General features: G+C 38.9%; 31 protein-coding genes. All 31 read left to right on the top strand.

Features of this window, described 5'->3' with window-relative positions; genetic code table 11:
* The first annotated feature begins 159 nt into the window (after positions 1–159).
* Positions 160–396 carry a hypothetical protein gene (locus tag TT13_RS05540; RefSeq protein WP_145912351.1) on the top strand — a complete coding sequence of 79 codons (237 nt, stop codon included), beginning with the start codon at positions 160–162 and terminating at the stop codon, positions 394–396.
* Between the two features lie 38 nt (positions 397–434).
* Positions 435–668, top strand: a complete 234-nt coding sequence (locus tag TT13_RS05535) for a DUF3310 domain-containing protein (protein ID WP_027699064.1) — start codon at positions 435–437, stop codon at positions 666–668.
* A gap of 83 nt (positions 669–751) precedes the next feature.
* Positions 752–901, top strand: coding sequence for a hypothetical protein (locus tag TT13_RS11290; RefSeq protein ID WP_190279626.1), 150 nt, complete (start codon positions 752–754; stop codon positions 899–901).
* A 127-nt stretch (positions 902–1,028) separates the two neighbouring features.
* The gene (locus TT13_RS05525) at positions 1,029–1,427 is read left to right on the top strand and encodes a DUF722 domain-containing protein (RefSeq protein ID WP_052348555.1); all 399 of its coding nucleotides are present in this window, start codon (positions 1,029–1,031) and stop codon (positions 1,425–1,427) included.
* 526 nt (positions 1,428–1,953) lie between these two features.
* Positions 1,954–2,805, top strand: a complete 852-nt coding sequence (locus tag TT13_RS05520; RefSeq protein ID WP_027699062.1) for a macro domain-containing protein — start codon at positions 1,954–1,956, stop codon at positions 2,803–2,805.
* Positions 2,795–3,295: a TIR domain-containing protein gene (locus TT13_RS05515; protein WP_027699061.1), complete on the top strand. Its 501-nt coding sequence runs from the start codon at positions 2,795–2,797 to the stop codon at positions 3,293–3,295. Before TT13_RS05520 ends, TT13_RS05515 begins: the two co-directional genes overlap by 11 nt.
* A 48-nt stretch (positions 3,296–3,343) precedes the next feature.
* Positions 3,344–4,177: a terminase small subunit gene (locus TT13_RS05510; protein ID WP_052348554.1), complete on the top strand. Its 834-nt coding sequence runs from the start codon at positions 3,344–3,346 to the stop codon at positions 4,175–4,177.
* Entirely contained in the window at positions 4,152–5,456 is a 1,305-nt protein-coding gene (locus tag TT13_RS05505) for a PBSX family phage terminase large subunit (RefSeq protein ID WP_027699059.1), read from the top strand. The genes TT13_RS05510 and TT13_RS05505 overlap by 26 nt, the downstream gene beginning before the upstream one ends.
* 14 nt (positions 5,457–5,470) lie before the next feature.
* Positions 5,471–6,916, top strand: a complete 1,446-nt coding sequence (locus TT13_RS05500) for a phage portal protein (RefSeq protein ID WP_045476724.1) — start codon at positions 5,471–5,473, stop codon at positions 6,914–6,916.
* On the top strand, positions 6,900–7,820 hold the full coding sequence (locus TT13_RS05495) for a minor capsid protein (protein ID WP_027699058.1): 921 nt from the start codon (positions 6,900–6,902) through the stop codon (positions 7,818–7,820). Before TT13_RS05500 ends, TT13_RS05495 begins: the two co-directional genes overlap by 17 nt.
* A gap of 102 nt (positions 7,821–7,922) precedes the next feature.
* Positions 7,923–8,513, top strand: a complete 591-nt coding sequence (locus TT13_RS05490) for a DUF4355 domain-containing protein (protein ID WP_052348553.1) — start codon at positions 7,923–7,925, stop codon at positions 8,511–8,513.
* A gap of 3 nt (positions 8,514–8,516) precedes the next feature.
* Positions 8,517–9,344 (top strand): N4-gp56 family major capsid protein, encoded by an 828-nt coding sequence (locus TT13_RS05485; protein WP_027699057.1) that lies wholly within the window; start codon positions 8,517–8,519, stop codon positions 9,342–9,344.
* A 77-nt stretch (positions 9,345–9,421) separates the two neighbouring features.
* The gene (locus tag TT13_RS05480; RefSeq protein WP_027699056.1) at positions 9,422–9,892 is read left to right on the top strand and encodes an Ig-like domain-containing protein; all 471 of its coding nucleotides are present in this window, start codon (positions 9,422–9,424) and stop codon (positions 9,890–9,892) included.
* Positions 9,893–9,903: 11 nt separating this feature from the next.
* A complete protein-coding gene (locus tag TT13_RS05475; protein WP_052348552.1) occupies positions 9,904–10,239 on the top strand; it encodes a phage head-tail connector protein in 336 nt (111 codons plus the stop codon).
* Positions 10,239–10,571 carry a hypothetical protein gene (locus tag TT13_RS05470; protein WP_045476722.1) on the top strand — a complete coding sequence of 111 codons (333 nt, stop codon included), beginning with the start codon at positions 10,239–10,241 and terminating at the stop codon, positions 10,569–10,571. The genes TT13_RS05475 and TT13_RS05470 overlap by 1 nt, the downstream gene beginning before the upstream one ends.
* Positions 10,555–10,902 carry an HK97-gp10 family putative phage morphogenesis protein gene (locus TT13_RS05465; RefSeq protein ID WP_027699055.1) on the top strand — a complete coding sequence of 116 codons (348 nt, stop codon included), beginning with the start codon at positions 10,555–10,557 and terminating at the stop codon, positions 10,900–10,902. Before TT13_RS05470 ends, TT13_RS05465 begins: the two co-directional genes overlap by 17 nt.
* Positions 10,902–11,288, top strand: coding sequence for a hypothetical protein (locus TT13_RS05460; RefSeq protein WP_027699054.1), 387 nt, complete (start codon positions 10,902–10,904; stop codon positions 11,286–11,288). The genes TT13_RS05465 and TT13_RS05460 overlap by 1 nt, the downstream gene beginning before the upstream one ends.
* Before the next feature lie 17 nt (positions 11,289–11,305).
* Positions 11,306–11,818, top strand: a complete 513-nt coding sequence (locus TT13_RS05455; protein WP_027699053.1) for a phage major tail protein, TP901-1 family — start codon at positions 11,306–11,308, stop codon at positions 11,816–11,818.
* Positions 11,819–11,945: 127 nt separating this feature from the next.
* The gene (locus TT13_RS05450; RefSeq protein WP_045476713.1) at positions 11,946–12,344 is read left to right on the top strand and encodes a tail assembly chaperone; all 399 of its coding nucleotides are present in this window, start codon (positions 11,946–11,948) and stop codon (positions 12,342–12,344) included.
* A 113-nt stretch (positions 12,345–12,457) separates the two neighbouring features.
* On the top strand, positions 12,458–12,694 hold the full coding sequence (locus TT13_RS05445; protein WP_190279625.1) for a hypothetical protein: 237 nt from the start codon (positions 12,458–12,460) through the stop codon (positions 12,692–12,694).
* 3 nt (positions 12,695–12,697) lie between these two features.
* Complete coding sequence (locus TT13_RS05440; RefSeq protein ID WP_052348550.1) at positions 12,698–16,969, top strand: phage tail tape measure protein; 4,272 nt, start codon at positions 12,698–12,700, stop codon at positions 16,967–16,969.
* The gene (locus TT13_RS05435) at positions 16,969–17,733 is read left to right on the top strand and encodes a hypothetical protein (RefSeq protein ID WP_052348549.1); all 765 of its coding nucleotides are present in this window, start codon (positions 16,969–16,971) and stop codon (positions 17,731–17,733) included. The genes TT13_RS05440 and TT13_RS05435 overlap by 1 nt, the downstream gene beginning before the upstream one ends.
* Positions 17,733–19,613 (top strand): GH25 family lysozyme, encoded by a 1,881-nt coding sequence (locus TT13_RS05430; protein ID WP_052348548.1) that lies wholly within the window; start codon positions 17,733–17,735, stop codon positions 19,611–19,613. The genes TT13_RS05435 and TT13_RS05430 overlap by 1 nt, the downstream gene beginning before the upstream one ends.
* 3 nt (positions 19,614–19,616) lie before the next feature.
* A complete protein-coding gene (locus TT13_RS05425) occupies positions 19,617–20,222 on the top strand; it encodes a lipase chaperone (protein ID WP_027699051.1) in 606 nt (201 codons plus the stop codon).
* Complete coding sequence (locus TT13_RS05420) at positions 20,223–20,900, top strand: hypothetical protein (RefSeq protein ID WP_027699050.1); 678 nt, start codon at positions 20,223–20,225, stop codon at positions 20,898–20,900.
* A gap of 14 nt (positions 20,901–20,914) precedes the next feature.
* Positions 20,915–21,802 carry a pyocin knob domain-containing protein gene (locus TT13_RS05415; RefSeq protein WP_027699049.1) on the top strand — a complete coding sequence of 296 codons (888 nt, stop codon included), beginning with the start codon at positions 20,915–20,917 and terminating at the stop codon, positions 21,800–21,802.
* 12 nt (positions 21,803–21,814) lie between these two features.
* The gene (locus TT13_RS05410) at positions 21,815–22,123 is read left to right on the top strand and encodes a hypothetical protein (RefSeq protein WP_027699048.1); all 309 of its coding nucleotides are present in this window, start codon (positions 21,815–21,817) and stop codon (positions 22,121–22,123) included.
* Positions 22,107–22,223, top strand: a complete 117-nt coding sequence (locus TT13_RS11050) for an XkdX family protein (RefSeq protein ID WP_082816185.1) — start codon at positions 22,107–22,109, stop codon at positions 22,221–22,223. The genes TT13_RS05410 and TT13_RS11050 overlap by 17 nt, the downstream gene beginning before the upstream one ends.
* Before the next feature lie 16 nt (positions 22,224–22,239).
* A complete protein-coding gene (locus TT13_RS05405; RefSeq protein WP_045476712.1) occupies positions 22,240–22,458 on the top strand; it encodes a hypothetical protein in 219 nt (72 codons plus the stop codon).
* Positions 22,448–22,750, top strand: coding sequence for a hypothetical protein (locus tag TT13_RS05400; RefSeq protein WP_052348547.1), 303 nt, complete (start codon positions 22,448–22,450; stop codon positions 22,748–22,750). Before TT13_RS05405 ends, TT13_RS05400 begins: the two co-directional genes overlap by 11 nt.
* On the top strand, positions 22,750–23,766 hold the full coding sequence (locus TT13_RS05395; protein WP_052348546.1) for a GH25 family lysozyme: 1,017 nt from the start codon (positions 22,750–22,752) through the stop codon (positions 23,764–23,766). Before TT13_RS05400 ends, TT13_RS05395 begins: the two co-directional genes overlap by 1 nt.
* Positions 23,767–24,049 lie beyond the last annotated feature (283 nt).

Below are 24,049 nucleotides of genomic sequence, written 5' to 3'. Positions count from 1 at the left end.
CGAAGATTTATATGAACTTATCTCGCCAGAGAATGGTACTGTTTTGGCGAGAAAACAAACAGCTGATGAGATTCGCCATGACTTGCAAGAGTATAATGCCATTCCTGTTGAGTATGACATTATTGTTCGCGAAATATCGGAGGATGAGTAATGTTAGCGATGATTATTGTGGCGTTGGTTTCAGCTCTTTCTGCTTACACGATTGGTGTAGGAGTTGGCGAATCAAGAGAACGTGAACGCATTATAAAAGTAGCCGAAGAAGAAGCTGGAATTTATGATCCGGCTAATTATTGGACTAACAGTGGAAACGTGAATGATGGCGGCAATCATTTTATCTACGTCAAACTACATTGTGCTGAGCATGGCGAACCACCTAAGTCCGATGCATTAAATTGATAATGGGTTTATTTAAATAATTAGTTAGGAGTTAAATAATGACAGATCATAATGATTTAGTGAATCATCCGTCACACTACAAGAAATTCAATTTTGAAGCTATTGAAGTGATTGATGAAGTAGCTCCAGCATTTGAGCCTAAGTTGTCGTTCAGTATTGGAAATGCTTTGAAGTATATCTTACGAGCACCATTCAAGGGAACAACTAGTCAAGACCTCGAAAAGGCAGTGTGGTATTTGAAACATGCTATCAAATTATTGGATGTGAAGTAATGAAAATGAATGGGCTAAAAAGAGTGATTGGCTGGTTAAATAGATATGACATTCTGATAAACACATTGTTTATATGGGTATGCGTGGCATTTATTGGTAATTCTGAAGCAAAATGGATGCAGATGTTTGCGGTTATTGTTGTCTTTGTATATTCGCTGGTACTTGCCTTAATGGATACGGTTAATAGCCATATTATCGAGCTTCAATCTGAATTGATTGAACTCAAAGAATAAAAGAGTGTTCATTGAATTTGCAGGAAATGAATTTGAATCCGTTGTTTACAAATAAAAAAGCGCCAACCGAAGTCAGCGCCATGAGGATATATCTAGTAACTTTATTTTATCATGGAGGGCGTAGGTTGTGGCTGACAAAGTAGACAAACTGTTACAGAGGTTCTTTAAGGGTGATTTAGAACTGGCTATTAGGTCAAGGAAGAAGTTGCTGGCTGTCCGCCATGATGTAGATGAAAACATAGGTGGAGGCCGAGCGCAGTATAAATACAACAACGCAGTTGAATCAATGCTGATTACGCAGGAGTTAGACCCAGAATTACGTGTAATGGAACATCAACTTGAAATTTGTATCATGTGGACTCAGGGAATGGATGAGACCAGGTACGCTACTCTGAAAAGTATTTATACAAAAGAAATGACTTGGACTAAAGCTACATTTGAATACAAAGTTTCTATATCAACTATTAGAGATTGGCGTAATGAATTAAAGCGCTCCGTTGCTGAATATGCGTTTGCGGGGCAATAAATAAATATTATTAGAATATTTTCACCTGTATTTGGGTGTTAAATTAATAGTATCAAATAATTAAAAACGGCAGTGGCGGAATAGGTAGACGTGAAATCCGGATTTTTGTAAGGGGATAGCACAGGATTAACTAACTCGAGATTACAATAATCATGTAAGGTGCAAATCCTTACCTGCTGTATATGGACACAGGTTGTCCAGAAAGCCCACGGTAACTCGTGGCATGTAGCGTTTGCCTTTATCTGCTTTATGCGGATAGCATACTAGTTTAGGTGAACGTGGCCATAGAGCTGATAGAAATATCGGCTCTTTTATTTTGCAATTATATTATAAAGTTTTAGAATGATTGGAGTTTTTTATGGATACAATTTTTTGGAAAATTTTAGCAACGTTATCTGCAATTATGGCTATTATTTCTTTTTGTTATGGAAAGAATGATTCAATGATTTATTTTAGTAGCACTTTCATGTTTTCAATCCTATTTATTTATCAAAAAAAATGATATTCTCGACTTAGAGGTACCATTATGAAAGTTAAGTTTCTTGACAAGAATCTTTTAAAAAATATTTCAAGTTATTTGATAGTTGTAGTTGGGTTTACAAGCGGATTGTTGACTTTTGTAGATTTGACGGCGAAAGAGCGCTTTTTTATATTCAAAATTTTGATAATAGGATTGATTTTTGTTTATTTTATTTTGCTAATTATAGCCAATAGAAAGACGAAAATTACGTTAGAACACGACGGTAGCACAATAGAAATAAAACAAGGCGATATATTATCTGATGACTATAAAAAAGAGAATATAATTAGAGTTTTTAATTTCAATGAATTCTTTGATACTAAGATAGATCAGGAACTTGTTTCCGCTAAAACTTTAAATGGTCAAATTCTCAATAAGGAGTTTAGAGATGAGATTACAACTTTAGATAAAAAAATAGATGAAAGCGACCATTTATCTAGGAATATCCTTGAGAAGGATGTACAAAGAATTAAAGGTAAGACTACAAGATATAGCTTGGGAACTATCTTTTCCGCAAATAAAAATACTTTCTTTACAGCATTAACTCACTTTGATGAGGAAAACAAAGCTAGGTTGTTAATGCCAGACTACATTAAATTTTTGATGAAGTTTTGGGATGAAATTGATAATCTTTATGACGGAAATACTGTGGTTATTACTCTGTTTGGTAATGGAAGAACAAGACTTGACAACGGAACTAAGTACGAGCCGCAAGAACTTCTTAAAATAATCCTCTGGACTTTTAAATTGAGAAAATTAAAATTTGAAATGCCAGATAAGTTAGTTATACTCTTAGATAGTAGAACAAATTCACAAATAGATTATTTTCATTTGAAAGAGGATTTTAATGGCTTATAGAAATAAAGTTTATGTTGCGTTTGACGGTGATGAAGATATGGCGGCTTATCGAACACTTCAAATGTGGTCTGCGAATGAGAACATTGATTTTGATTTAAATAATGCTCATGATTTGAAGAGTTCAAGAGATAGTAGTAGTGAGGAAACTATCAAGCGAAGTTTAAGAGAGCGTATGAATAATTCTAAAACGTTTGTTCTCTTAGTTGGTGAAAAAACAAAAAATTTGTATAAATTTGTTAGATGGGAAATTGAAACAGCTATTAAGTTAGGTTTACCAATCATTGTTGTTAACCTAAACGGGAATAGAAAGACCGATCAATTACTACCGCCTATTCTTAGGGATGAGCTTCTAATTGCTACCACTTTTCAATCAAAGATTTTAAATTATGCGCTGAACAATTGGCCTGAATCCGATAAAAAGTATAGAAAAAATAATCAAAGTGGGCACTATTACTACTCAGATTCTGTTTACGAGGATTTTGGGCTTTAAAAATACATACAGGTAGCAATCACTAGATTGTTGCCTTTTTATTTTGTGATGAAAGGTGGTGAGAGTGGTGTAGTTATGGTTGAGAAATGGGAACAAGCAGAATCAGATTATTTAGCTGGGATGAAGTATAAAGAGATTGCAGATAAATATGATGTGACTCTTAATACTGTTAAATCTTGGAAACAACGTTATGGGTGGGCCCGTAATGGTGCACCTCCAAAGCAAAAAAGTGTGCACACAAAAACAAAAGGTGTGCACACAAATATAGAAGTCAATGAAGCCATTGATGGGCTAGATGATTCAAGCTTGGCAGATAAGCAGAAAGCCTTTGTTGTTGAGTATTTGAAGTCTTTCAACGCAACACAGGCTTATTTAAATGTATTCGATTCTACCTATAATACAGCTCGAACAGAAGGGTCGAAACTCCTTGCAAAACCTAACGTTCAAAAAGCAGTTTCAGAACTACGTAAGGCTCGTTTAAAGGACTTAGCCGTGACTGAACAAGATATCATTGGGATGTGGGCTAAACAAGCTTTTGCAGATATTGGTGACTATGTGAAGTTTGGTGGCTATGATGTGATGAATACTGATTCAGAAGGTACACCTCTTTTAGATGTTAATGATAATCCAATCATCTTGCATCAATCATTTGTTCAATTGAAAAGCAATAAACAAGTTGATACCTCTCTTATTAAGAAAGTTACCCTTGGTAAAGACGGGCCAGTGATTGAATTGCATGACCAAGTAAGGGCCCAGGAACGATTGCTTGAAGTCTTACAAGGTATTACCACTGATGACAATGTTGAAGATAGTAGCTTAATTAGGGCTTTAGACAGCGCAACGGAGAGTGCTTTTGATGACGAAGACGAGACAGAAACTTAACTTTAATTTTGAATTTCATCCTTTCTCAAAAAAACAATTACAAGTTTTAACATGGTGGGCTCATCAATCACCATACGCAAATAAAGATGCGATTATTGCTGATGGGTCTGTTCGTGCGGGTAAAACAGTTGTTATGTCGTTATCCTATGTAATTTGGGCAATGACTGATTTTAATGGTCAAAACTTTGGTTTAGCTGGTAAAACAATAGGATCGTTAAGACGAAACGTGTTAAGCCCGCTGATACAAATGCTAAAGTCAGAAGGTTTTCAGGTTTTTGATCGACGTAGTGAAAGTTATGTGGAGATAACCAGAAATGGAAAGACTAATTATTTTTATTTATTTGGTGGCAAGGATGAGAGTTCGTATCAACTGGTTCAAGGTCTAACCGCAGCAGGCTTCTTCTTTGATGAGGTTGTGTTACAACCGGAAAGTTTTGTTAACCAAGCGACCACTCGTGTATCTGTTAAAGGTGGAAAGTTTTGGTTTAACGGCAATCCAGAAGGGCCATACCATTGGTTTAAACGTGAATGGATCGATAAGTTGACTGAGAAGAATGCTATAAGAATTCATTTTATGATGGACGATAATCCATCGCTGGATCAGTCCACGAGAGATAGGTATGAGCGTTTGTACTCTGGTGTGTTTTATCAACGATATATTTTGGGCCTTTGGGTTATGTCCGAAGGCGTTATATATGCGAACTTTGATAAATCAAAAATGGTTGTTGATTTGCCTGCTGATACTCAGTTTGAGAAGAGCTGGGTATCAGCTGACTATGGGACACAAAATGCAACGGTATTTAAACTTTGGCGTCTATTTGAAGGTGTATGGTACAACACAGATGAGTATTACTATTCAGGACGTGAGAAGAGCATACAACGAACTGATAAGCAATTCAGAGAGGACTTGGAGCAGTTCTATGAACGGAACGATGTGGATAGGCGTTACACGAGAATAATCTTAGACCCAGCCGCAGCGTCATTTAAAGCGGAACTAATCCAACATGGGTTTAGTGTTAAGAAGGCTAATAATGATGTGGTCAATGGTATTCGCTCTATGATGTCTGCAATGGATAACGGTTTGGTTAAGTGGACATCAAAGGCAACTAATACATTTAAAGAGTTCCAAGCGTATATTTGGGACGCTAAGGCGGCAGATAAAGGCGAAGATAAACCCGTGAAAGAGCACGACCACGCAATGGATGCTGATAGATACTTTGTTTACTCGGTAGTTAGTTCTGGTGCGGCAAAGGTTAAAACTTACAACGTATCAATTTAAAAGGAGGTTAGCTTATGGTAGACAATGTTAGGGGGAGAGGAACAATTAATGAAAATGATATGTTCATATTTCCAACGGGTGTCGACATAAATGCGGATGATTTAAAAGGGATGGTTGAGTACAACAAAGATACATTAAATAAGTCGTATGACGAAAACATCAAGATGTATAAAGGGCACTATCCTATACTGGACCAAGAAGATAAGCCTTTGAATAAGCCTGACAATCGTATAGTAATTAACTTTGCTAAGTACATTGTCGACATATTCAACGGCTTTTTTATTGGAATCCCGCCCCAGATTACTCTTGATGATGAGGCTTATAACGATAATTTACAGGGGTTTAATAATATGAATTCATTTGTAGATAAGCTTAGTGAAGTCTCAAAACAGACAAGTATTTATGGGCGCAGCTACATGTTTTTATACCAGAATGAAGATTCAGAGACGCGAATAGCTGTTTCAAGTCCTACAAAGTCCTTCATGATTTATGACGATACCGTGGCATGCGAGCCACTTTATTTTGTTAGATACGCATTTGATGATAATAATGCTGTCTCTGGCGATATCTATACAGAAAATGAGATTATTTCATTCGGCAATGGGTATAAATTTGGAGATACAGTATCGCATTTATTCGGTAGTGTGCCAGCCGTCGAGTTTGTAGAAAATGAAGAACGGCAAGGAGCATTCGATTCAGTTAAATCAATTATGAACTCTATTAATAGTGCTCTATCTCAAAAGGCTAATGATGTCGAAGCAATAGCTGATGCGTATTTCTTTATGAGTGGTGCAGATTTAAGCGATGATGACCTCACAGGTTTGGCAGATAATCGTGTTCTTTCAGTAGATGCACCTGACGCCAAAGCTTCGTTTTTGGAACGTCCCAACGGAGATGGTACACAGGAGAATTTAATAGATAGGCTAGAAGAAAAGTTGTTTTTAACTGCCATGGTTACTAATCTGAATGATTTGAGTTCAGGAGCAAGCTCGGCTGCAAGTGGATATTCTATTGAATTGCGTATGCAAGCTATGCGTGGGCTAGCAGCAAACAAAGAGCGCAAGTATACGAGCTCGATACGTGAATTATTTAAAATTGTCTTCGATATGACAGGACTAGCAAAACCAAAACCTTTAAAAAAGGTAGTGAACAGTATTTTAGGTAAGCAATCTACTAACCCAGCTAATGACTTGAAGTTCCAATTCACGCGTAACTTACCCAAAAACGTTGCTGATGAAGCTAATACTGCAAGCACTCTTGAAGGTATTGTTTCAAAGGAAACACAACTTAGTGTGTTATCTATTGTTGATGATCCTAAGAAGGAATTGGATCGAATGGCTAATGAAGAGGCTGATTCAATTGATAGGGCGGTGAATACAAATCCAGCTAATCATGACTTTGAAAAAGAAAAAGACAATCAGCAAAGTGAGACTGGTGATGTAGATGAAAAGGAACAATGATTATTGGTTTAATCGCGAGCAGACATGGATAAAACAAAGAATACATGATGATTTGCGATACTCTGCTGACCTAGAGCGAGCGTTTAATGATTCGCTTAATAGTGCAATAGCAAAAATAGAAAGCTTTTATGTACGCTATGCAGATAAATCTGGAATAACGCTCGATGAAGCACGCAGGCGTGTTTCAAGTTTCGATGTAAAGAATTTTAGTGCCACAGCTAAAGAAATGGTCGATATTGAAGATTTTAGTGCTTATGCCAATGAAAGATTACGAATTTATAATGCCACGATGAGGATTAACAGATTAGAGTTACTAAAGTCTCAAATTGGATTAGAGTTAATCAGCCTAAACGCTAATGAAGAAGCAAGATTTCGGCAATATCTATCTGATAAGTATATTGAAGAGGTTAAGAGGCAAGCCGGCATATTATCTAAGAACCAATCAAGACAACTGATGAGAGCTGTTGATGCAGTTGTTAATAGTAGTTTTCACAGCGCTACTTGGTCTGCGCGTATCTGGGCTAACTCAGACACATTGAAATCAAAATTAGATACTTTGCTTACACGTTCTATGGTGCAGGGACTTAACCCTAAAGCACTGGCTAATGAGTTACGCGACCAGTTCACGAAAGAGTTCAAGAATAGCAGGTATATGGCTGAACGATTAATGAGGACAGAGACTGCAAGAGTTCAAGATGTCGCTCAAATGAGGAGTTTTAGAAAAGCGGGTATTGAGTATGTAGTCTGGGTAGCCGAGCCAACAGCTTGTGAGGAATGTCAGGATATTGCTGGAAATAATGATGGTATCTATCCATTACAAAAAGCTCCAGGAATTCCAGTGCATGCTTCATGTAGATGTTCTAAGGCAGCATACGTACCAAATGAAAAAGCGCCTTTGAGTTAATCAATGGCGCTTTTTGTTTTTGACCGAGCATTGATGTCATTAAAAGCCATGGATAAAGTGCAAGCATTGATTCACTAAAAAGCTATGGAAGGAGTTTTAAATATGGCAGAGCAAGAGGCAACACAAACAGAGACGGTCGAGGCTCAGAATCAGCAAACAGAAGTTGAAGATCAACAAGTAGCACCCACACAATCAGAAGCTAAATATACTGATGATGATGTTAATAAGATCGTCCAGGAAAAGTTGGTAAAGGCTAAGCAAAAGGAACGGGAGGCAGTTGAAGAAGCTAAGAAATTGGCTAAGATGAACGCCGATCAAAAGCAGCAATATGAGTTAGAACAAGCACAAAAAGCTCAACACGACGCTGAGGCTCGACTGGCTCGTTATGAAATGCGAAGTGAGGCACGTAAAATGCTTGCTGAAACTGGAATCACGTTTACTGATGAGGATTTGGCGTTGGTAGTTGCAACTGATGCTGAAACAACAAAGGCTAATGTATCTCAGTTAGCAGGCATTATTGACCGAATACGTGAAGGTGTAAAGACAGAGCTACTAAAGGGAAAGACACCCACTGCAACAGGTAGTTCAATCACTCAAGTAACAGAAAGTGATTTTGTACGTATGACTTTAGCTGAAAAGGCGAAGTTAGCAAAAGACAATCCAGATCTATTTAAAAAAATTACAGGAGCATAAAACATGGCAGAAAATACAGTAACAAAGATTGAAAATATGGTTAATCCTGAGGTGCTTGCACCTATTGTGTCTTATGAACTAAAGAAAGCGATGCGTTTATCGCCTTTGGCTCAAATTGATACAACGTTGCAAGGGCAACCAGGAACTACACTGACGTTCCCGGCATTTAGTTATATTGGTGATGCAGCTGATATCGCCGAAGGTGAGGCTATTCCTTTGGATAAACTAGGTACGACCAGCAAGGAAGTTAAGATCAAGAAGGCAGCCAAGGGAACGCAAATTACAGATGAAGCGGTTTTGAGTGGCTTAGGAGATCCGGTAGGTGAATCAACTAAGCAATTAGGTTTGTCGCTTGCTAACAAGCTTGATGATGATCTTTTAGCTGCTGCGAAGACTGGAACCCAAAAAGCTTCCATTACTGCGGATGTGGAAGGCATTCAAAAAGGTTTGGATGTATTTAATGATGAGGATGATTCAACCGTTGTACTGCTAGTTAGTCCCGCAACGGCATCTAAAATGCGAGCAGACGCCATTAAAAATAACGCTGGTTCGGAAGTAGGTGCGAACCAATTAATCACGGGAACATATTTGGATGTACTTGGAGCACAAATTGTTCGTTCTAAGAAGCTAAAGGATGAGGAAGCATTGTTTATCAAGGTAAATGAAGTTTCTCCGGCCTTAAAGATTGTTATGAAGCGACAAGCTCAAGTCGAGTCACAACGGGATATCGTTAAGAAGATTACGGTTATGACTGGTGACCAACATTATGCGCCATACCTATATGATGATACTAAGGTAGTTGTTGCGACGGTTGGTGCAGAGTCAAAATAACGGCCCCACAAGCAGTCAATGCGGTTGCAACTGCCGATGGGGCAAGAATAACAGCTGAATAATCTAGGAGGGTAATAATGGCAGAAGATCGTAGCAAGCAAAAGCTTGTAATTTATAAAAATGGTACAAAGATTTCAGAAGGCGATATGGGTACGAAATTCTCTGATATTGTCGGTATTGCGGCGGGAACGGAAGTGGCAGCCGGTGAATATCAAGCGGCATACTCTGATGGTATGACTGAATCTGAAAAGACAGACGTGCCCGCTTTCAAGGTCAACGAAGCGAACGTTCCTGTTGTTGGAGTGATTATGTCACAACAAACAGGAACCATGAAAGTAGGCGATACAAAGTCGATCACTGGTACGGTAACACCAGACAACGCCACAAACAAGAGTGTGTCATATTCTAGCTCTGATACGGCGATTGCGTCTGTAGATTCTAAAGGTCTTATTACAGCAATTGCAGAAGGCTCAGCTGATATTATCGCAACTTCCACTGATGGCGGATTTACCGGTAAGGCATCATTGACAGTTAATGCAGCTGTTTAGTGGGTGGTTGTATGGCTGAGCAAACTTTAAGTGCAATTAAGACTGTTTTAGGTATTGATGGCAATGAACAAGATGATGTTATTGATCAGGTAACGCAACTAATAACTTCACGATTAAAGGGCAAGATATGTCAAAAAGAAGTTCCTGATGATCTGAACTACATTGTCATAGAGGCAAGCATTAGCCGATTTAATCGCATCAATGATGAGGGCAAACAGTCAGCTACTGAAAGTGACGTCAGCGCTACTTATCAGATTGACGACTTGGAACCATTTGCGAAAGATATTGCTGATTGGATAGAGACCAACGATGCTGATTCTAATGCAGGAAAGTTTAGGTTTCGTTGATGAAATACACTGACCAGGTAATATTTGTTAATGAATCTGGGAACCATTATGACCCCGATTTAGGTAGGAATGTGCACAATAAAATTTTGGAATACAAGCAGGTAGCGCACGTTGTTGTTCCGTCAATTGAAAAATCAACTGTTGTATTTGGCGATATACGGACCGATGTTATTTCGCTCCATCTTAAACAACCATTTTTAAATACTTACGATTTCTGTCTGGTAGCATTGCCAGGACGAGAAATACGTAAGTATTTTTTTGTTACCGAAAAGAGAGTTGGTAATCGACAAGTAATTACAATGCGAGGTGGCGAAAATGGGGCTAGTTCTTAGCGGAGGTGATGGGTTAAGCCAGTTCCTAGAAGTAAAAACCAAAATAGGTACAGAGGTTATTGCAGCTGTGAAACGAAACGGCGCTTCTATGCAAGAGCAAGCGCAAAGGAACGCACCAGTTGATACAGGTTTCTTGAAACGGCAAATATTCCTTAATTTAATCAACGCTGGTACTGATTTTAGTGCTGAAGTAAGTGGTGATGCAAGTTACGATCCGTATCAAGAATATGGGACAAGATTTATGCCTGGGAAACCCCATATAAGGCCGGCTTATTACTCGCAGAGAGACCAGTTTATTAAGGACATCAACTCAATAGCGGAGCGTAAATAATGAAAGAAGTTAATCAAGCGATCTATGATGAGATTTTTAAATTGTCTCAGACTTTAGACTTCAACACCTTTAACTACTTACCAGAAGATACGGGATATCCATTTGTGTATGTAGGAGAACAATTTGCTAATCCAACACAGGTTAAGTCTAATATTGTATCCATTGGTTCATCGATTATTACTGTTCATTTATATGGTGAGAAGGATAATCGTAGGCTTATTACAGATATGATGGAGCAACTTTTGACAAAGGTCAAAGTATTACGCAAGGCGGACGTTTATAACGTTAGCTTTGCAAAAGAGAACATTCAAGTGATTTCAGATAATTCAGTATCGCCAATGTTATGGCATGGAATTTTGGAACTTGAAATAAATTATAGTAATTAGAAAAGAGGAATCGTTACATGGCAGAAGCTATTTATGGTAAGGATCACATTTTGGCGTTCCGTTTGTGGGAAGATCGAAATAAGAAAAATGCAATCAAGTTGGCATTGCAAACGCAACATAGCTGGAAGTATGAATCTAAATCAGACTCTACTGAAACAAAGGATGGTGCTATCAATTCTCCTGCTACTGCTACAGTCTCATTGGATATTGAAGCAGTAGCTAGTCTAGATGATGTCAATACATTCTTGCTAAATGCTGTTAAGCAATCGAAGAAGCTGGAGGTGTGGGACGTCAATCTTGCAGATTTGCGTGAGGATGGAAAGTACGGCGCACAATACGCACAAGGATATCTACAATCATGGGAAGTGCCTGCAGAAGTTGGTAAACTTACTCAAATTAAGACTTCCATGAATATTGATCAACTCCCCCAAGATGGAGCAGCGACATTTACGACTGATCAACAGGATGAAATTCAATATGCATTCACTGACACCACGCCTGTTGCTGGTGATGGTGGATCGTCAAAATAACAGCCCCCGTAAGTGTAACAGCGACACCTAACGATAATGGGGCAACTATTAAAGCTGATTAGTTTAAGAAAAGTGCGGTTCGATTCCGTGCTTTTTTATTTACATAACAATAACGAGGAGAATTACTATGAAGATTACTTTAAACGGTGAAGAGCACAAGTTGAATTTTGGTTTACGCTTTGTACGTGAATTGGATAAAGAATATTCAGTCGATATGGATGGTATTAAGTATGGTACTGGAGTAAATATGGTCTGGTTAAAGTTACAGAGTTCTGATCCTTATGTCATGTATCAAGCACTCCGCGCGGCCCTTGCTGGTGATATTGAGCTTACTGAAGACATGTTCGATTCTTGGGTGGATTCTTTGGAGGATGATAAAGCATATACAGCTTTTTTCGCAGAATTGATGAAAACATTAGAGACGCAACGGCAGACTGGGACTTTAGTCGCAACGTACAAAAAGAACCTAGCGAAGCTTCAAAAAATAGCGGACAAAGAGTCCAAGGAGTCGGTGAAAGTTCAGTAAAAACGTATGAAACAATGCTGATAAACTGTTTCAGGTTTCTAGGCATTTCATCACTTAGAGAAGCTGAAAATATGACAATAAGCGAGTACTCAATTAGGATGCTCGCTTTTAGTTTGTCTAGAGTTGATTTGTCAGCTCAATTAGCACAACAAGCATGGTTAACTCAGCAAGTAAGTGCGGTTGATAAAGACGGAATGTCGCCATTCAAAACGTTTAAAGATTTCTTTGATTATGAAGCCGAAGTAGAGAAAGTATATAAGCCCGAAATTCCTGAAGTAGAAATGAATCAAGAACTTGTTGAACGTGCAAAACGATTACAAGAATATCGAAAAATAAAGAAAGGAGGATAATAATTGGAAGAATATACTACTAAAGCAATTTTGACAGCATCAGTCGGTCAGTTTGTGGCGGCATTTAAAGAAGCAGGAGCAGCGTACCAAAAATTTAACAATGACATAAACCGTAGTTCTATGGCTTCAACTGATGCTGTGGCCAACTCATCTAAACTTGTAAGTAGTGCTATGAAAGTTAGCGCTGTAGCCGTAACTGCATTAGGTGTTGCAAGTATCAAGACAGGGGCTGATTTTGAACACCAAATGTCACGAGTTGGAGCGATTGCTGGTGCAAGTGGTAGCGATTTGAAGGCTATGAATGATCAGGCCATTAAATTAGGAGCCGACACTGCATTTAGTGCGAAAGAAGCGGCCGGCGGAATGGAAAACTTAGCATCTGCCGGCATGGATTCAAAGCAAATAATGGCCGCAATGCCTGGTGTATTGAATCTAGCAGCTGTTTCAGGTGGAGATGTTGCCCAATCAGCTGAGAATGCTGCAACGGCTCTGAATGGATTTGGCTTGCAGGCCAGTGATTCAGCACACGTTGCCGACGTGTTTGCCCGTGCTGCAGCTGATACAAATGCCGAAGCTAGTGATATGGGAGAAGCCCTTAAAATGGTTGCTCCACAAGCACACGCTGCTGGATTGAGCCTAGAAGAAACATCAGCTGCTATTGGGGTTCTTTCTGATGCTGGTATTAAGGGATCAATGGCTGGTTCTAATCTTGGTATGGCGTTGACAAAGCTTCAAAACCCATCAGATGAAGCTAGTGCAGCGATGTCAAAGATCGGATTCAATGCATACGATTCATCAGGGAAAATGAAGCCTTTAGCGTCACAAGTTAGCGAATTGAAGGATAAACTTTCTGGAATGACCGATCAACAAAAGCAATACTATACTTCGCAAATTTATGGTGTTCAAGGTGGTCGGGCAATGAATGTATTGCTGAGTGCCCAATCTGGTAAGCTGGAAAACTTGACTAGCAAGCTTCAAAATTCAAACGGTGCAGCAGACGAAATGGCTAAAACCATGCAGAATGATCTTTCCAGCTCTGTTGAACAATTCTTTGGAAGTTTGGAATCGTTGTCAATAATTGTTGAAGAGACGTTTAGTGGGACTTTAAAGGGTGCTGTGGATAAGGCAACTGGTTCAGTTAGTGACTTTAACAAGTACCTACAAGCTAATCAAGATAATATTCAGAAAACAACTAAAAACGTTTTAAATGCGGCTCAGGCTATGATGCAATTCTTGCCATCAATTCAACAAGTTGGTGCGGCACTTAAAGTTGCATTGCCAGTATTCATCGCTTTGGAGACCTTCAAGGGCATAGGTGTTGGTGGTGCTAGAACAGTTCAGGCACTTGAAACCATACAAGCTGACCTAAGTCTTGTACAACGTGGATTAATTATGACTGGAACCGCTACACAGACGATGGGTGGCTTTACAATAGGAGTTTTTGGAAAATTCACTTCTGTAGTTAAAGGCACAACGGTGGAATTGCTTAACTTTAATAAAGCGATGTTATCTGGAGAAGTTTCGGAAACGTACAGCGCTGGAATAAATACTATGCGTATGTCTATTAGTAATCTAGGTTCTGCTATTACTAGTATTCCTGAAAAGACCGTTAACATGTCTAAGTCGCTGTTTGCTGCCTTTACAAATCCTCAAGTAGCTGTAACGGGACTTAATACAAAGTTTTACGGACTGCTCCAAACGGTAGGTGCTTCTGATACTCAAATAGCGAAGCTTACTAATACGGCCATGAAGAACGGGGCAGCCATTGGAACAATAGGTGAAGCCGGAGCTGGAGCAAGTGAAGGCATGCTTTCGGGGGCCACAGCAGCGGGCGGATTAGGAATGTCATTAGGCGCACTTATTCCAATAGCATTAATTGTAGCTGCCGTTGCTGGTTCAATTGCTTTAGCATGGACTTCAAACTTTTTAAATATCCAAGGTGTCGTTAAAACGGCAATTGGGGGTATTAAGGATATTTTCGATGCTATGAAACCATCAATTGATGGGGTTAAAACGGCATTAGCTCCTATTGCTGGTATTTTAGGTGGAGTTCTAAAAGTAGTTGGAGCAATAGCAATTGGTGCGCTAGTTGTTTCTGCGATTGCATTAGCTACAGCTTTAAGATTAGTATTTGATGCGCTAAGCGCTATTGTTCAGGCAGCTATGGCCGCTGGGTATGCTATTGAAGGCGCTGTGCAGAAAATGATACCTGGTGGAAAAGACGGTTCTGAAGCGTTTGACAAAGCGAAAAATTCAATAAATGGTACTGGTGCTGCTGTTAAAGACATGGAATCAGCTTTTGTAGATGCCGGGAAAATCGGAGTTGAATCATTTAGCCAAATGGCCAAGTCTAGTGATGATTCGAAAGATAAATTTAAAGCTGCTAGTGTTTCTGTTAAGGATGTTGGTAACGCAGCAAAAAACATGAAGACAGCCTTCGACTCATCTAAGACTAAAATGTCTGATCTGATTAACACAGATGGTGTATCTGATAAATCAAAGCAGTTCTTGACTGATGTAAACAATACATTGGATCAATATCAAACTAGTGCAAATAAAGCTTCTGAGAATTATAAAAACGCCATGACTAAGGCCGAGAAGCAGACTGGTGAAGATAGAGTCGCAGCTGTGAATGACGCAAATACCAAGTTAGCGGATGCAACTCAGAAGAATGGTCAAAGCTTACTCAACATTACCCAAGATTTGGATAGGCAGTTAAAGGATAAGCGTTTCAGTGATGGGACTGAAATGACGGCAGACCAAGCTAATGTCCTAACTGATCAAAATAATGTAATTAAGCAAAAGTTGATAGAGCAAAATGAAATCTTTGTTCAAGCTCAATTATCACGCGTTCAAAATGGTCAAAAGCTTAATGAAACACAACGTCAGGCAACAATTACGACCCTTCAGGCAGATTACGAGTTGCAATCACAACAGGTCCAAGTTGGCGAAGATAAAATTAAGCAGTTGAAGGACCAAATCAGTCAAACAACTGATCAAACAACTAAGGCCCAATTGCAACAGCAACTTGTTCAACAACAACAACAGAATCAATCATTGTTGCAACAAGAACAGACTTTCGGAATGCAAATGAATCAGACTATCTCAAATGGTGGGCAACTTAACTTCCAAACGTGGTCTCAGAGTTTGCAAAACATGAATAACGTTACGGCTCCGCAGTTGCAATCGATGTATCTTTCATTTGTACAAATGAATAATGATACCGGTCAACAAATGCAGGCGTTTGCATTTATGCTCCAACAATCTGGAACACAAGGTGTAGCCAATTTAGTACAAGCATTATCGTCTGGTAGGGCGACGACTAAAGAAGTATCTGCTGCTTTGGCTAAAGATGGTACGGATGGATTGAATTCATTACCTCCAGAAATGTTCAATAAAGGAAATGATGGTAAGCAACAATTTATTAACGCTTTAAAGTCTGGTGATTTCAAAGGAGCAGGTAAATTTTTAGCTGAACAATCAGCTTCAGGCGCGCGAGATGATGGAAAGCATAATCAAGCCGGCAAAAAGAATGGTGATAGTTATAATGATGGTGTGAAGAGTAAAAAGGGCGAATCAAGTAGCTCTGGTGGTGAACTTTCAGACTCAAGTGCCAATGGTTCAAAGAAAAACTCTAATAAACATAATCAAGCTGGTAAAGATAGTGGTAGCGAATTTGTTAAAGGGGTCAAGTCAAAGAAAAGCGAATCCTCTGATGCTGGTAAATCATTGGCTGATGCTGCAAAAAGTGGTGCCAAAGGTGTTTCGTTCAATTCAGTAGGAAAACAAATGTCAGCCGGCGTGGCAGCGGGTATTAGATCTGGTACTGGTGATGCTGTCGCGGCAATGGCTAGTCTAGTTGCCCAAGTGAACAACGAAGCTAAGAAGAAGGCGAAAATTCACTCACCTTCACGATTGTTGCGTGATGAGGTTGGTAAATATTTGAGTCTTGGTGTGGCCACTGGAATTTCAGAGCATGCGTATCAAGCCAGTAATTCGATGGCACAGCTGATTAATAACGTGCGTGATGTAGCAAATGTTAAGCCATTAGATTTTAGTTTTAGAGATAGTATGCCAATATTTGCAGATGTTATGCCGGAAAATAACAATATTTTCATGAACGAGAGTACAAATAGTTTGTTGCGAAAATTGATAGACAAGAATCAAACGATCATTTTAGATACTGGAGTATTAGTGGGAGAAACAACTGATAGATATGATGATGCTTTAGGACAAAATGTACAAAATAGCACTCGATGGGGAGGTATATCTTAGTGGGACAATATAAATTTGTTGATACGGGGCCAGCAGATGTTGACCCTAATTCTCAATCAATAACTGAGGGGATTATATTCGGCTCCTTTGATAGTGGCAAGCAAGGTTGGTGGTTGGTAGATAGACAAGCGCCAAGTCCAAGTGAAAAAACCATTACTGAAAGTGTCCCATATACCCAGGGAATTTTTGACCTCTCTATGTTAGGTAATGACAGATTTTTTAATAATAGAGATGTTACTTTTCAGTTAAAAAGTGTAGGACATCAATATGAAGAGCGTAAGTACATTGAAAATAATCTTAAAGGTCAATTAATGCCTCTGGGAATTCAAAGTATCTTTGATACACATGAAAAAGGATTTCATTGGATTGGAAAATGCAAGTCGGTTACGGTTTCAGATAGCGCAAAAAATCTTGATTTAACGGCCACAGTTGTATTTGATTGCTTTCCGTTCGCCATCGGGAATGAGCCTGAGGGCAATGATGTTTGGGATGATGTATATTTCCCGAAGTGGATATGCCAAACGGTAGAATATTCGGTAGCAGGTAGAAAAGACATCGCTTTATTTAATATTGGTGATACATCTGTAGAGGTCAAAATAATCGTTACGGGAGAAGTTTCGATAAGTGGTGCTTTTGGAGAGCTATCATTACGGAGCGGTGTATATACGGACACTGATCTAATTTTAGAATGTGGGGAGAATGAATTTAATGTTTCGGGAAATGGAAAAATAGAGTTCGTTTTCTATAAAGAGGTGATGGTCTAGTGTATACAATTAGAGCTTATGAAAGCGCAACAGATAATATTGGTAAAACAGTATTTAATTTGAAAACAAACAAAACAATTTCAGCCGGGAAATTAACACTTAAAGATTCAGATGTTGATGATTTTCAAATTACCGTCAATCAAACAAATTTTTTGTTCGGTAATGTGCGCCCCTTAGTTACACATATTGACATAAAGCAAGATGGTGAATTGATATTTAGAGGAAGAGCACTCAAACCTAAAAGGGAAATGACTACAGCTGGGCAGCACACACAAACTTTTAGTTTTGAGTCAATTCTAGCGTATTTGATTGATTCGACACAGAGATTCAAAGAGGTGCATGACACAACTCCAGCAGACTTTTTTAGGATGCTTATTGATGTTCATAATTCTCAAGTTCCTGATTTCAAGAAGTTTAGAGTTGGAGTGATTGATGTAACTAACTCCACTGATAATGTTTATAGATTCGTTGACTATACGACAACTTATGCTGCCATTAAAGATAAGCTAATAAATCGTTTGGGTGGTTACTTAAGGTTGAGAGTAGAACCAGACGGTAATTATATTGATTACATCAATAATCTTGGTACAGAACATACAAATGATAACCCTTTCAAAATTGGTAAAAATTTAAAGTCGGCAAGTTTAGAAATTGATCCGACGAGCATCATTACACGTTTGATCCCACTCGGTGCAAACATAGAGCAAGATGTAACAAATTCGAGCAATAATACGACGGCTGTATCAACGCCTAGAGTAGATATAGCAACTGTGAACAATGGTCTAGACTATATCGACATTCCGGAATTACAGACGGAATTTGGTATTATCAATGGAGCTCAGACTTGGGATGATGTACATGATCCTGCTATTTTACTGACTAGAGCGAATGATTGGATTAAGTCGCAAACTGCTGCGACTGAGACATGGACCATTGGTGCATTGGAGTATGGATTGTCAAAATTCTCTACTTTTAAAGTGGGTGATAGTTATCAGTTTATTAATTCATTAGTCGCAGACAAACAAATGATACAAGTTATTCAAAAAGACATTGATATATTGAAGCCTTTTAGTTCAACTTTTACTATTGGTCAAAAAAAGAAAAGTCTAGCAAGCTATCAAATAGACTATCGAGCCTCGGCAAAAAAGTATGATCAATTAAAAGCGCTAACGAATCAACAGAGTAATGCGATTGAGAAAGTAGCGAGCGATTTTAACCAATGGCAAACTAGTATTCAAGCGGAAATTGATAACTTAAAGTCTTTGATTAGTGATGGTTATCTTGATGGGAAAATCATTGATGTATCAGAATTTCAAGGTGATATAGATTGGCAAGCTGCTAAAAATGATGGTGTGGTTTTGGCCATTATTCGAATCCAGTATGGTGGAAGCAGAGAAGACTTGAAGTACAAGCAAAATATTGCTGGCGTTCAAGCTGCTGGCATTCGTTACGCTGTATATGGATATGGACTATATGCCAATCAAGCAGAGGCAAAAGAAGAAGCAGAATCACTATTTAATCGGGCTAATACCGCAGCAGGCAGTGGTGTTAAGCCTATTTTTTATGCCATTGATTTAGAAGAGTCTACTATGACTGATGTTAAAGCAAATACTCTTGCTTGGAATCAGAGATTGACGGAACTGGGCGTTGATAGCGAACATCAAGTTGCTTACATCGCTAACCAGTTGTACGACCAATTTAATGTCGATGTCTCAAAGTTTGGTTCGATATGGATTCCTTCATACGGTAATGAGCCAACACATTCATATGATTTGTGGCAATACACTTCAAAAGGACAAGTTGCAGGAATAACAGCTAACACAGTTGATATGAATCAAAGCCCATCACAGCGCTTTAAAGACAACTATTTAAGGAGGTAATAAATGACAGTAGATTATAGAGATGACACTCATATTGTCAATGGTGAGATCAATATTAATCAAAATAAGCTATCACCAGAAATCATTAAGCTAGCGAATTATATCCGTACCAAAATGTACGGTGTTGATGTGCGTGAGTCTATGGCACTAGCTGTGGAACTTGCCGGCAATATATTTGCTGATGACCAGGATAGTTATAAACAGCTGGAACATAAAGTAGACCAGTTAGCACAAGATTGGCAAGATGACACTGATAATATTAAGCGCCAATATGATGGCGATATTAATAAATACGTTGACGAATTCCATAAGGCAATTGCGGGAGTTACCGCTGATTCAGAAGTAATTGATGCAAGAAAATCGCTTGATGGGACAGAGCATACAGTTTTAAAAGAACGTTTAGATGCAATCGAGTTAGCTAATATTCAACATCGACCAATGAACAAAAAATTTGCGTACGATTATTTATTGCAAGTAGTTGACTTAACAACAGGCGGTAAAGATATTAGTTACAAAGTTTTAGGACAAACAATTGATACAGATGAAATTAAATTGGCTTATCGCACATTAAGAACTACGGATATTTCAATCGAAAGGAAGGTACAGTAAATGTCACTTGAATTCGATGGGACACGCTTACTACAACAAGATAAAGACGGTAATTTTCGGCAGGTTTTTCCAGCAACAACTGTTGATCAAGTTCTTGGTTTAGACAAAATCAGAGGCGTTCCGGGCCCTAGAGGCCCTGCTGGACCGGCTGGGCCTGCTGGAGAAGCAGGTAAGGATGGAAAGGATGCTACTGGGACTGGTAGCACCACCAATGAATATGGCATTATCATTCGAAAGAGTGGACCAATGGCATGTTTTATTGACCGTGAAGCTGACCCATGGCGAATCGTATTTGATAACGGTTCTTACATGACATTAGATGATTATCCGGCTCATCCAGGTGAAAAGGCTAATACGGTTTATGGTTGGGGCTTTGCTGGAGGCTGGAGTAATTCGCTTGATGATTATCCTATTACCGGTAATCTTTTAAAAATGGCTTGGGGCATGATTTCTATTGAAACGTGGAAAAAGGCAGCTCCGGGTAAGTTAGGCTATTGGGGACGAGCAACAATAACCAATCCAGTTAATAGTTTAGACAACTACGACTGGAGTAAAGCAACTCTTGGTATTTCAGGCGGCCCATATGATGCCAAGCAAATCAGCGTTATTAAGATTGCTTATCAGCTTGGTATTTGGTCAGGTAAAGATGTAGAAGGTTTGGGAGCTGTAAAGAAATAATAAGGAGAAACAATATGGGACAAAAAGCAGTATTAGCTGATAAAGACGGAAATCAAATTTACCCAGTAGCAAGCAACGTTTTGGTACAACCAGCTTTGTTTACTGATTTAGCGGACGTAGCTAAAAATCTAGATATGTATGCCGGAACTTGGTCGGTAGAAGATATCGATATGACAAATGCACCTTTTAAGGGGAAAGCAGTGGTTACAGTCAAACCAATGTCTGATGATAAGGCAGGATATATCGCAATGCACGATTTAAAGGCAAACACTGAATGGCATGCTAGTATTCAGGAAGGCTTAATTAGTGATTGGAAGCGTACATCTGGTGAAATGATTGCTACACTCATTCCCGCTAAGGCTAACTTGAACAACTACACAACACCGGGCATCTATGATAGTGGTGATAACGCAGCAACTGTTTTGAACGGGATTACTAATCCTAGTATTGAAACTGGTCATGCTTTTATTTTGACTGTAACGGCCGATGCTAAAGGAACGATGATTCAGCAAGACTTAAAGACTTATACAGGATGGGCGTTTACTCGGACTATTCATGCAGGTAGAGCAACCATTTGGACTGCATACTCAGGGACAATGAATGTAACTGTTGAGGGACCATTTAAAAGTGCAATTAACCTCGTAAGAACCGGTAATAATGTAATTGCTCGTATCGTTAATGTCACACAAGGATTAGGCGGCGGGCAACAATCTACTGAATCAATACCATCTGATTATGTGCCAACCTATGTTATTAATAAAGTTCCAAATATGACAGAAGCAATTATCCGTTCTTATTACGAAAATCGAGTGTTGACGGTACAAAGTGACGGAACGATAAAGAATTTTGGTTCTGAGGAGTTTAAAGGGACGGGCTATGGTGAGTGGCCAATAATTGCTTAGGAGGTGCATGCAATGAATTATTTATATGACCAAAAGACAAAAAAATATATTGGCATGTCGATTGATAAGCCAATTGATAATTGTTTTACAGAGGTTGAGCCCAGTGAAGCAAATATTCAAGATGTTTGGTATTTACGTATTTACCAACCTGAAACTAATACTTGGCGGGATTGGGACCCATTTGAGTATGAAAAGTGGTTAGAAAGCCAAAAACCACAAGCAGACGACTTATTTAAAATGGATTTATTAGCTCAAGTTGCAACGTTAAATGACAAGATTAACAAGATAGAGGGAGGTACTCCAGATGTTTCAACAAATTAAAGAATGGTATGAAAAGAACTGGATTACTACTGATAAGGTTGCCTTCTATCATCAGGCAGGCTTGCTGACAGATGAACAATATAAATCAATTATTGAATAGTAAGAAAGGAAAATAAATGGGGGATTTTTGGCCGCATGATGCAATCGGGTGGATTGGCATAATCGGACCTAGCTTGGGAGCGTTAGCTTGGATTTTAAAAACGTATGTGAAAGACCCGATGGATAGATTAGGCAATAATTTTAATCGGCTTGAACATACTACTGACGAACGATTAGATAATCACGAGAAACGCATTTATGTATTAGAACTTAAGGAGACTGAAAGTGAAAAATAATCTAACTGATATATTATTCTTTCTATATAATAGTGGAATGCTAACGGCTGTTGCTTTATTTGCAATTAAGGCAATTAAAGCACATACCAAGAATCAGAATTTGTTAATGCTAGCAACATGGGCCCAACAAGCAATTACTTGGGCTGATAATCAAACTGGCGAAAATATTGGTTTAGCAACGACATTCATTCAAAAGCGCCTCGCAGCAAATAATTTGCAGGGGCGCTTTTCTGATGAACAAATTAAAGCAGTATTGCTAAAGGCAAACAAGACTATTAAGGAGGAAGCATAATGTTAAATGGTATTGATATTTCAAATTATCAAGCAGACTTAAACGCAGGTTTAATTGGTGCAGATTTTGTTATTGTAAAAGCAACTGAGGGACTTGATTACATTAACCCAGTAGCTGACCAACATTATCAACAAGCAAAGACGGCCGGCAAGCTGTTAGGCGTCTATCACTTTATGACAGCAGATGACCCACGAGCACAAGCAGAGTTCTTTGTTAATAACGTTGATGGTTATGTTGGTGAAGCAGTGCTAGTGTTAGACTTCGAAGCTGGTGGATTAGCGTTAGGTTCAAACGGGGCTAAGGTATTCTTAGACCGTGTTAAGGAGCTAACGGGTGTTGCACCATTGATTTACATGTCAAAGTGCACGATTAATCAAATGGATTGGTCGGCTGTAGCGCCAGAGTATGGCTTGTGGGCTGCTCAATACGCTAATTATGCCCGGACAGGCTATCTTAGCGACCCATGGACTGACGACACCGGTTGGGGAGTTTGGGGCCAACCAGCGTTGTTCCAATACAGTTCAAGCGGTGCTTTGAATGGTTACGCTGGCAATCTGGACTTAGATATTGCCTACATGGATGCTGATGCCTGGCATAAGTTCGCCGGTAAGGACACAGCTAACCCAGATATTAATAACGGCCCTCAACCACAACCAAATAAGGTTGTAGACCAGGTATTAAACGTCGGTGATAATTTTAGTTTCGCTGACCAAATTTATCGGGTTGACGAACTGTCCGCAAGTCGTGATGAGTTCATTTCTAATGAGTTAGCTGGTGGAACTGACGGAATTTGGGAAAATAACGGAGTGCCAGCAGCATTGGTTGATGAAGTAACTGTTGGGACTTTATCCGCTGAAGGACAAGACCAAGTCTTACAAGTGGGCTCATATGCTAAATTCAAGAAGACAGAGCCGTGGACGGTCTTAGAAGTCAATGCTGAATCAAATGGCGTTAAGGTTGATACAGACGGATATGGTACACTTTGGTTAGATGCTACAACGCTTACTAAGATTTAAACTTGAGTTAAGCAACTAGGAATATCATGTGTTTTAGTAGCAACCCAACTACTTAACATTCACAGCATACTCCTAAGTGCAATTGAATAAACGACAATTGATTATTACACCCATTTTAATCAACAAGAAAAGCCTCACTAGGTAGATTAATTTCTACTTGGTGAGGCTTTTTTTATTTGGATATAATCATGAATTTCATTGTATTTATATAATAGTCGTGTTATAATTATTATATTGATTAGGAAAGGAGAAGATATGAGTAAGCGGAAAAAGAAAAAGCCCC

This window comes from Weissella oryzae SG25, assembly GCF_000691805.2.
Lineage (GTDB): Bacteria > Bacillota > Bacilli > Lactobacillales > Lactobacillaceae > Weissella > Weissella oryzae.
Note: the sequence above shows the minus strand (reverse complement) of the source record. Positions and strands in the feature narration are given on the sequence as shown.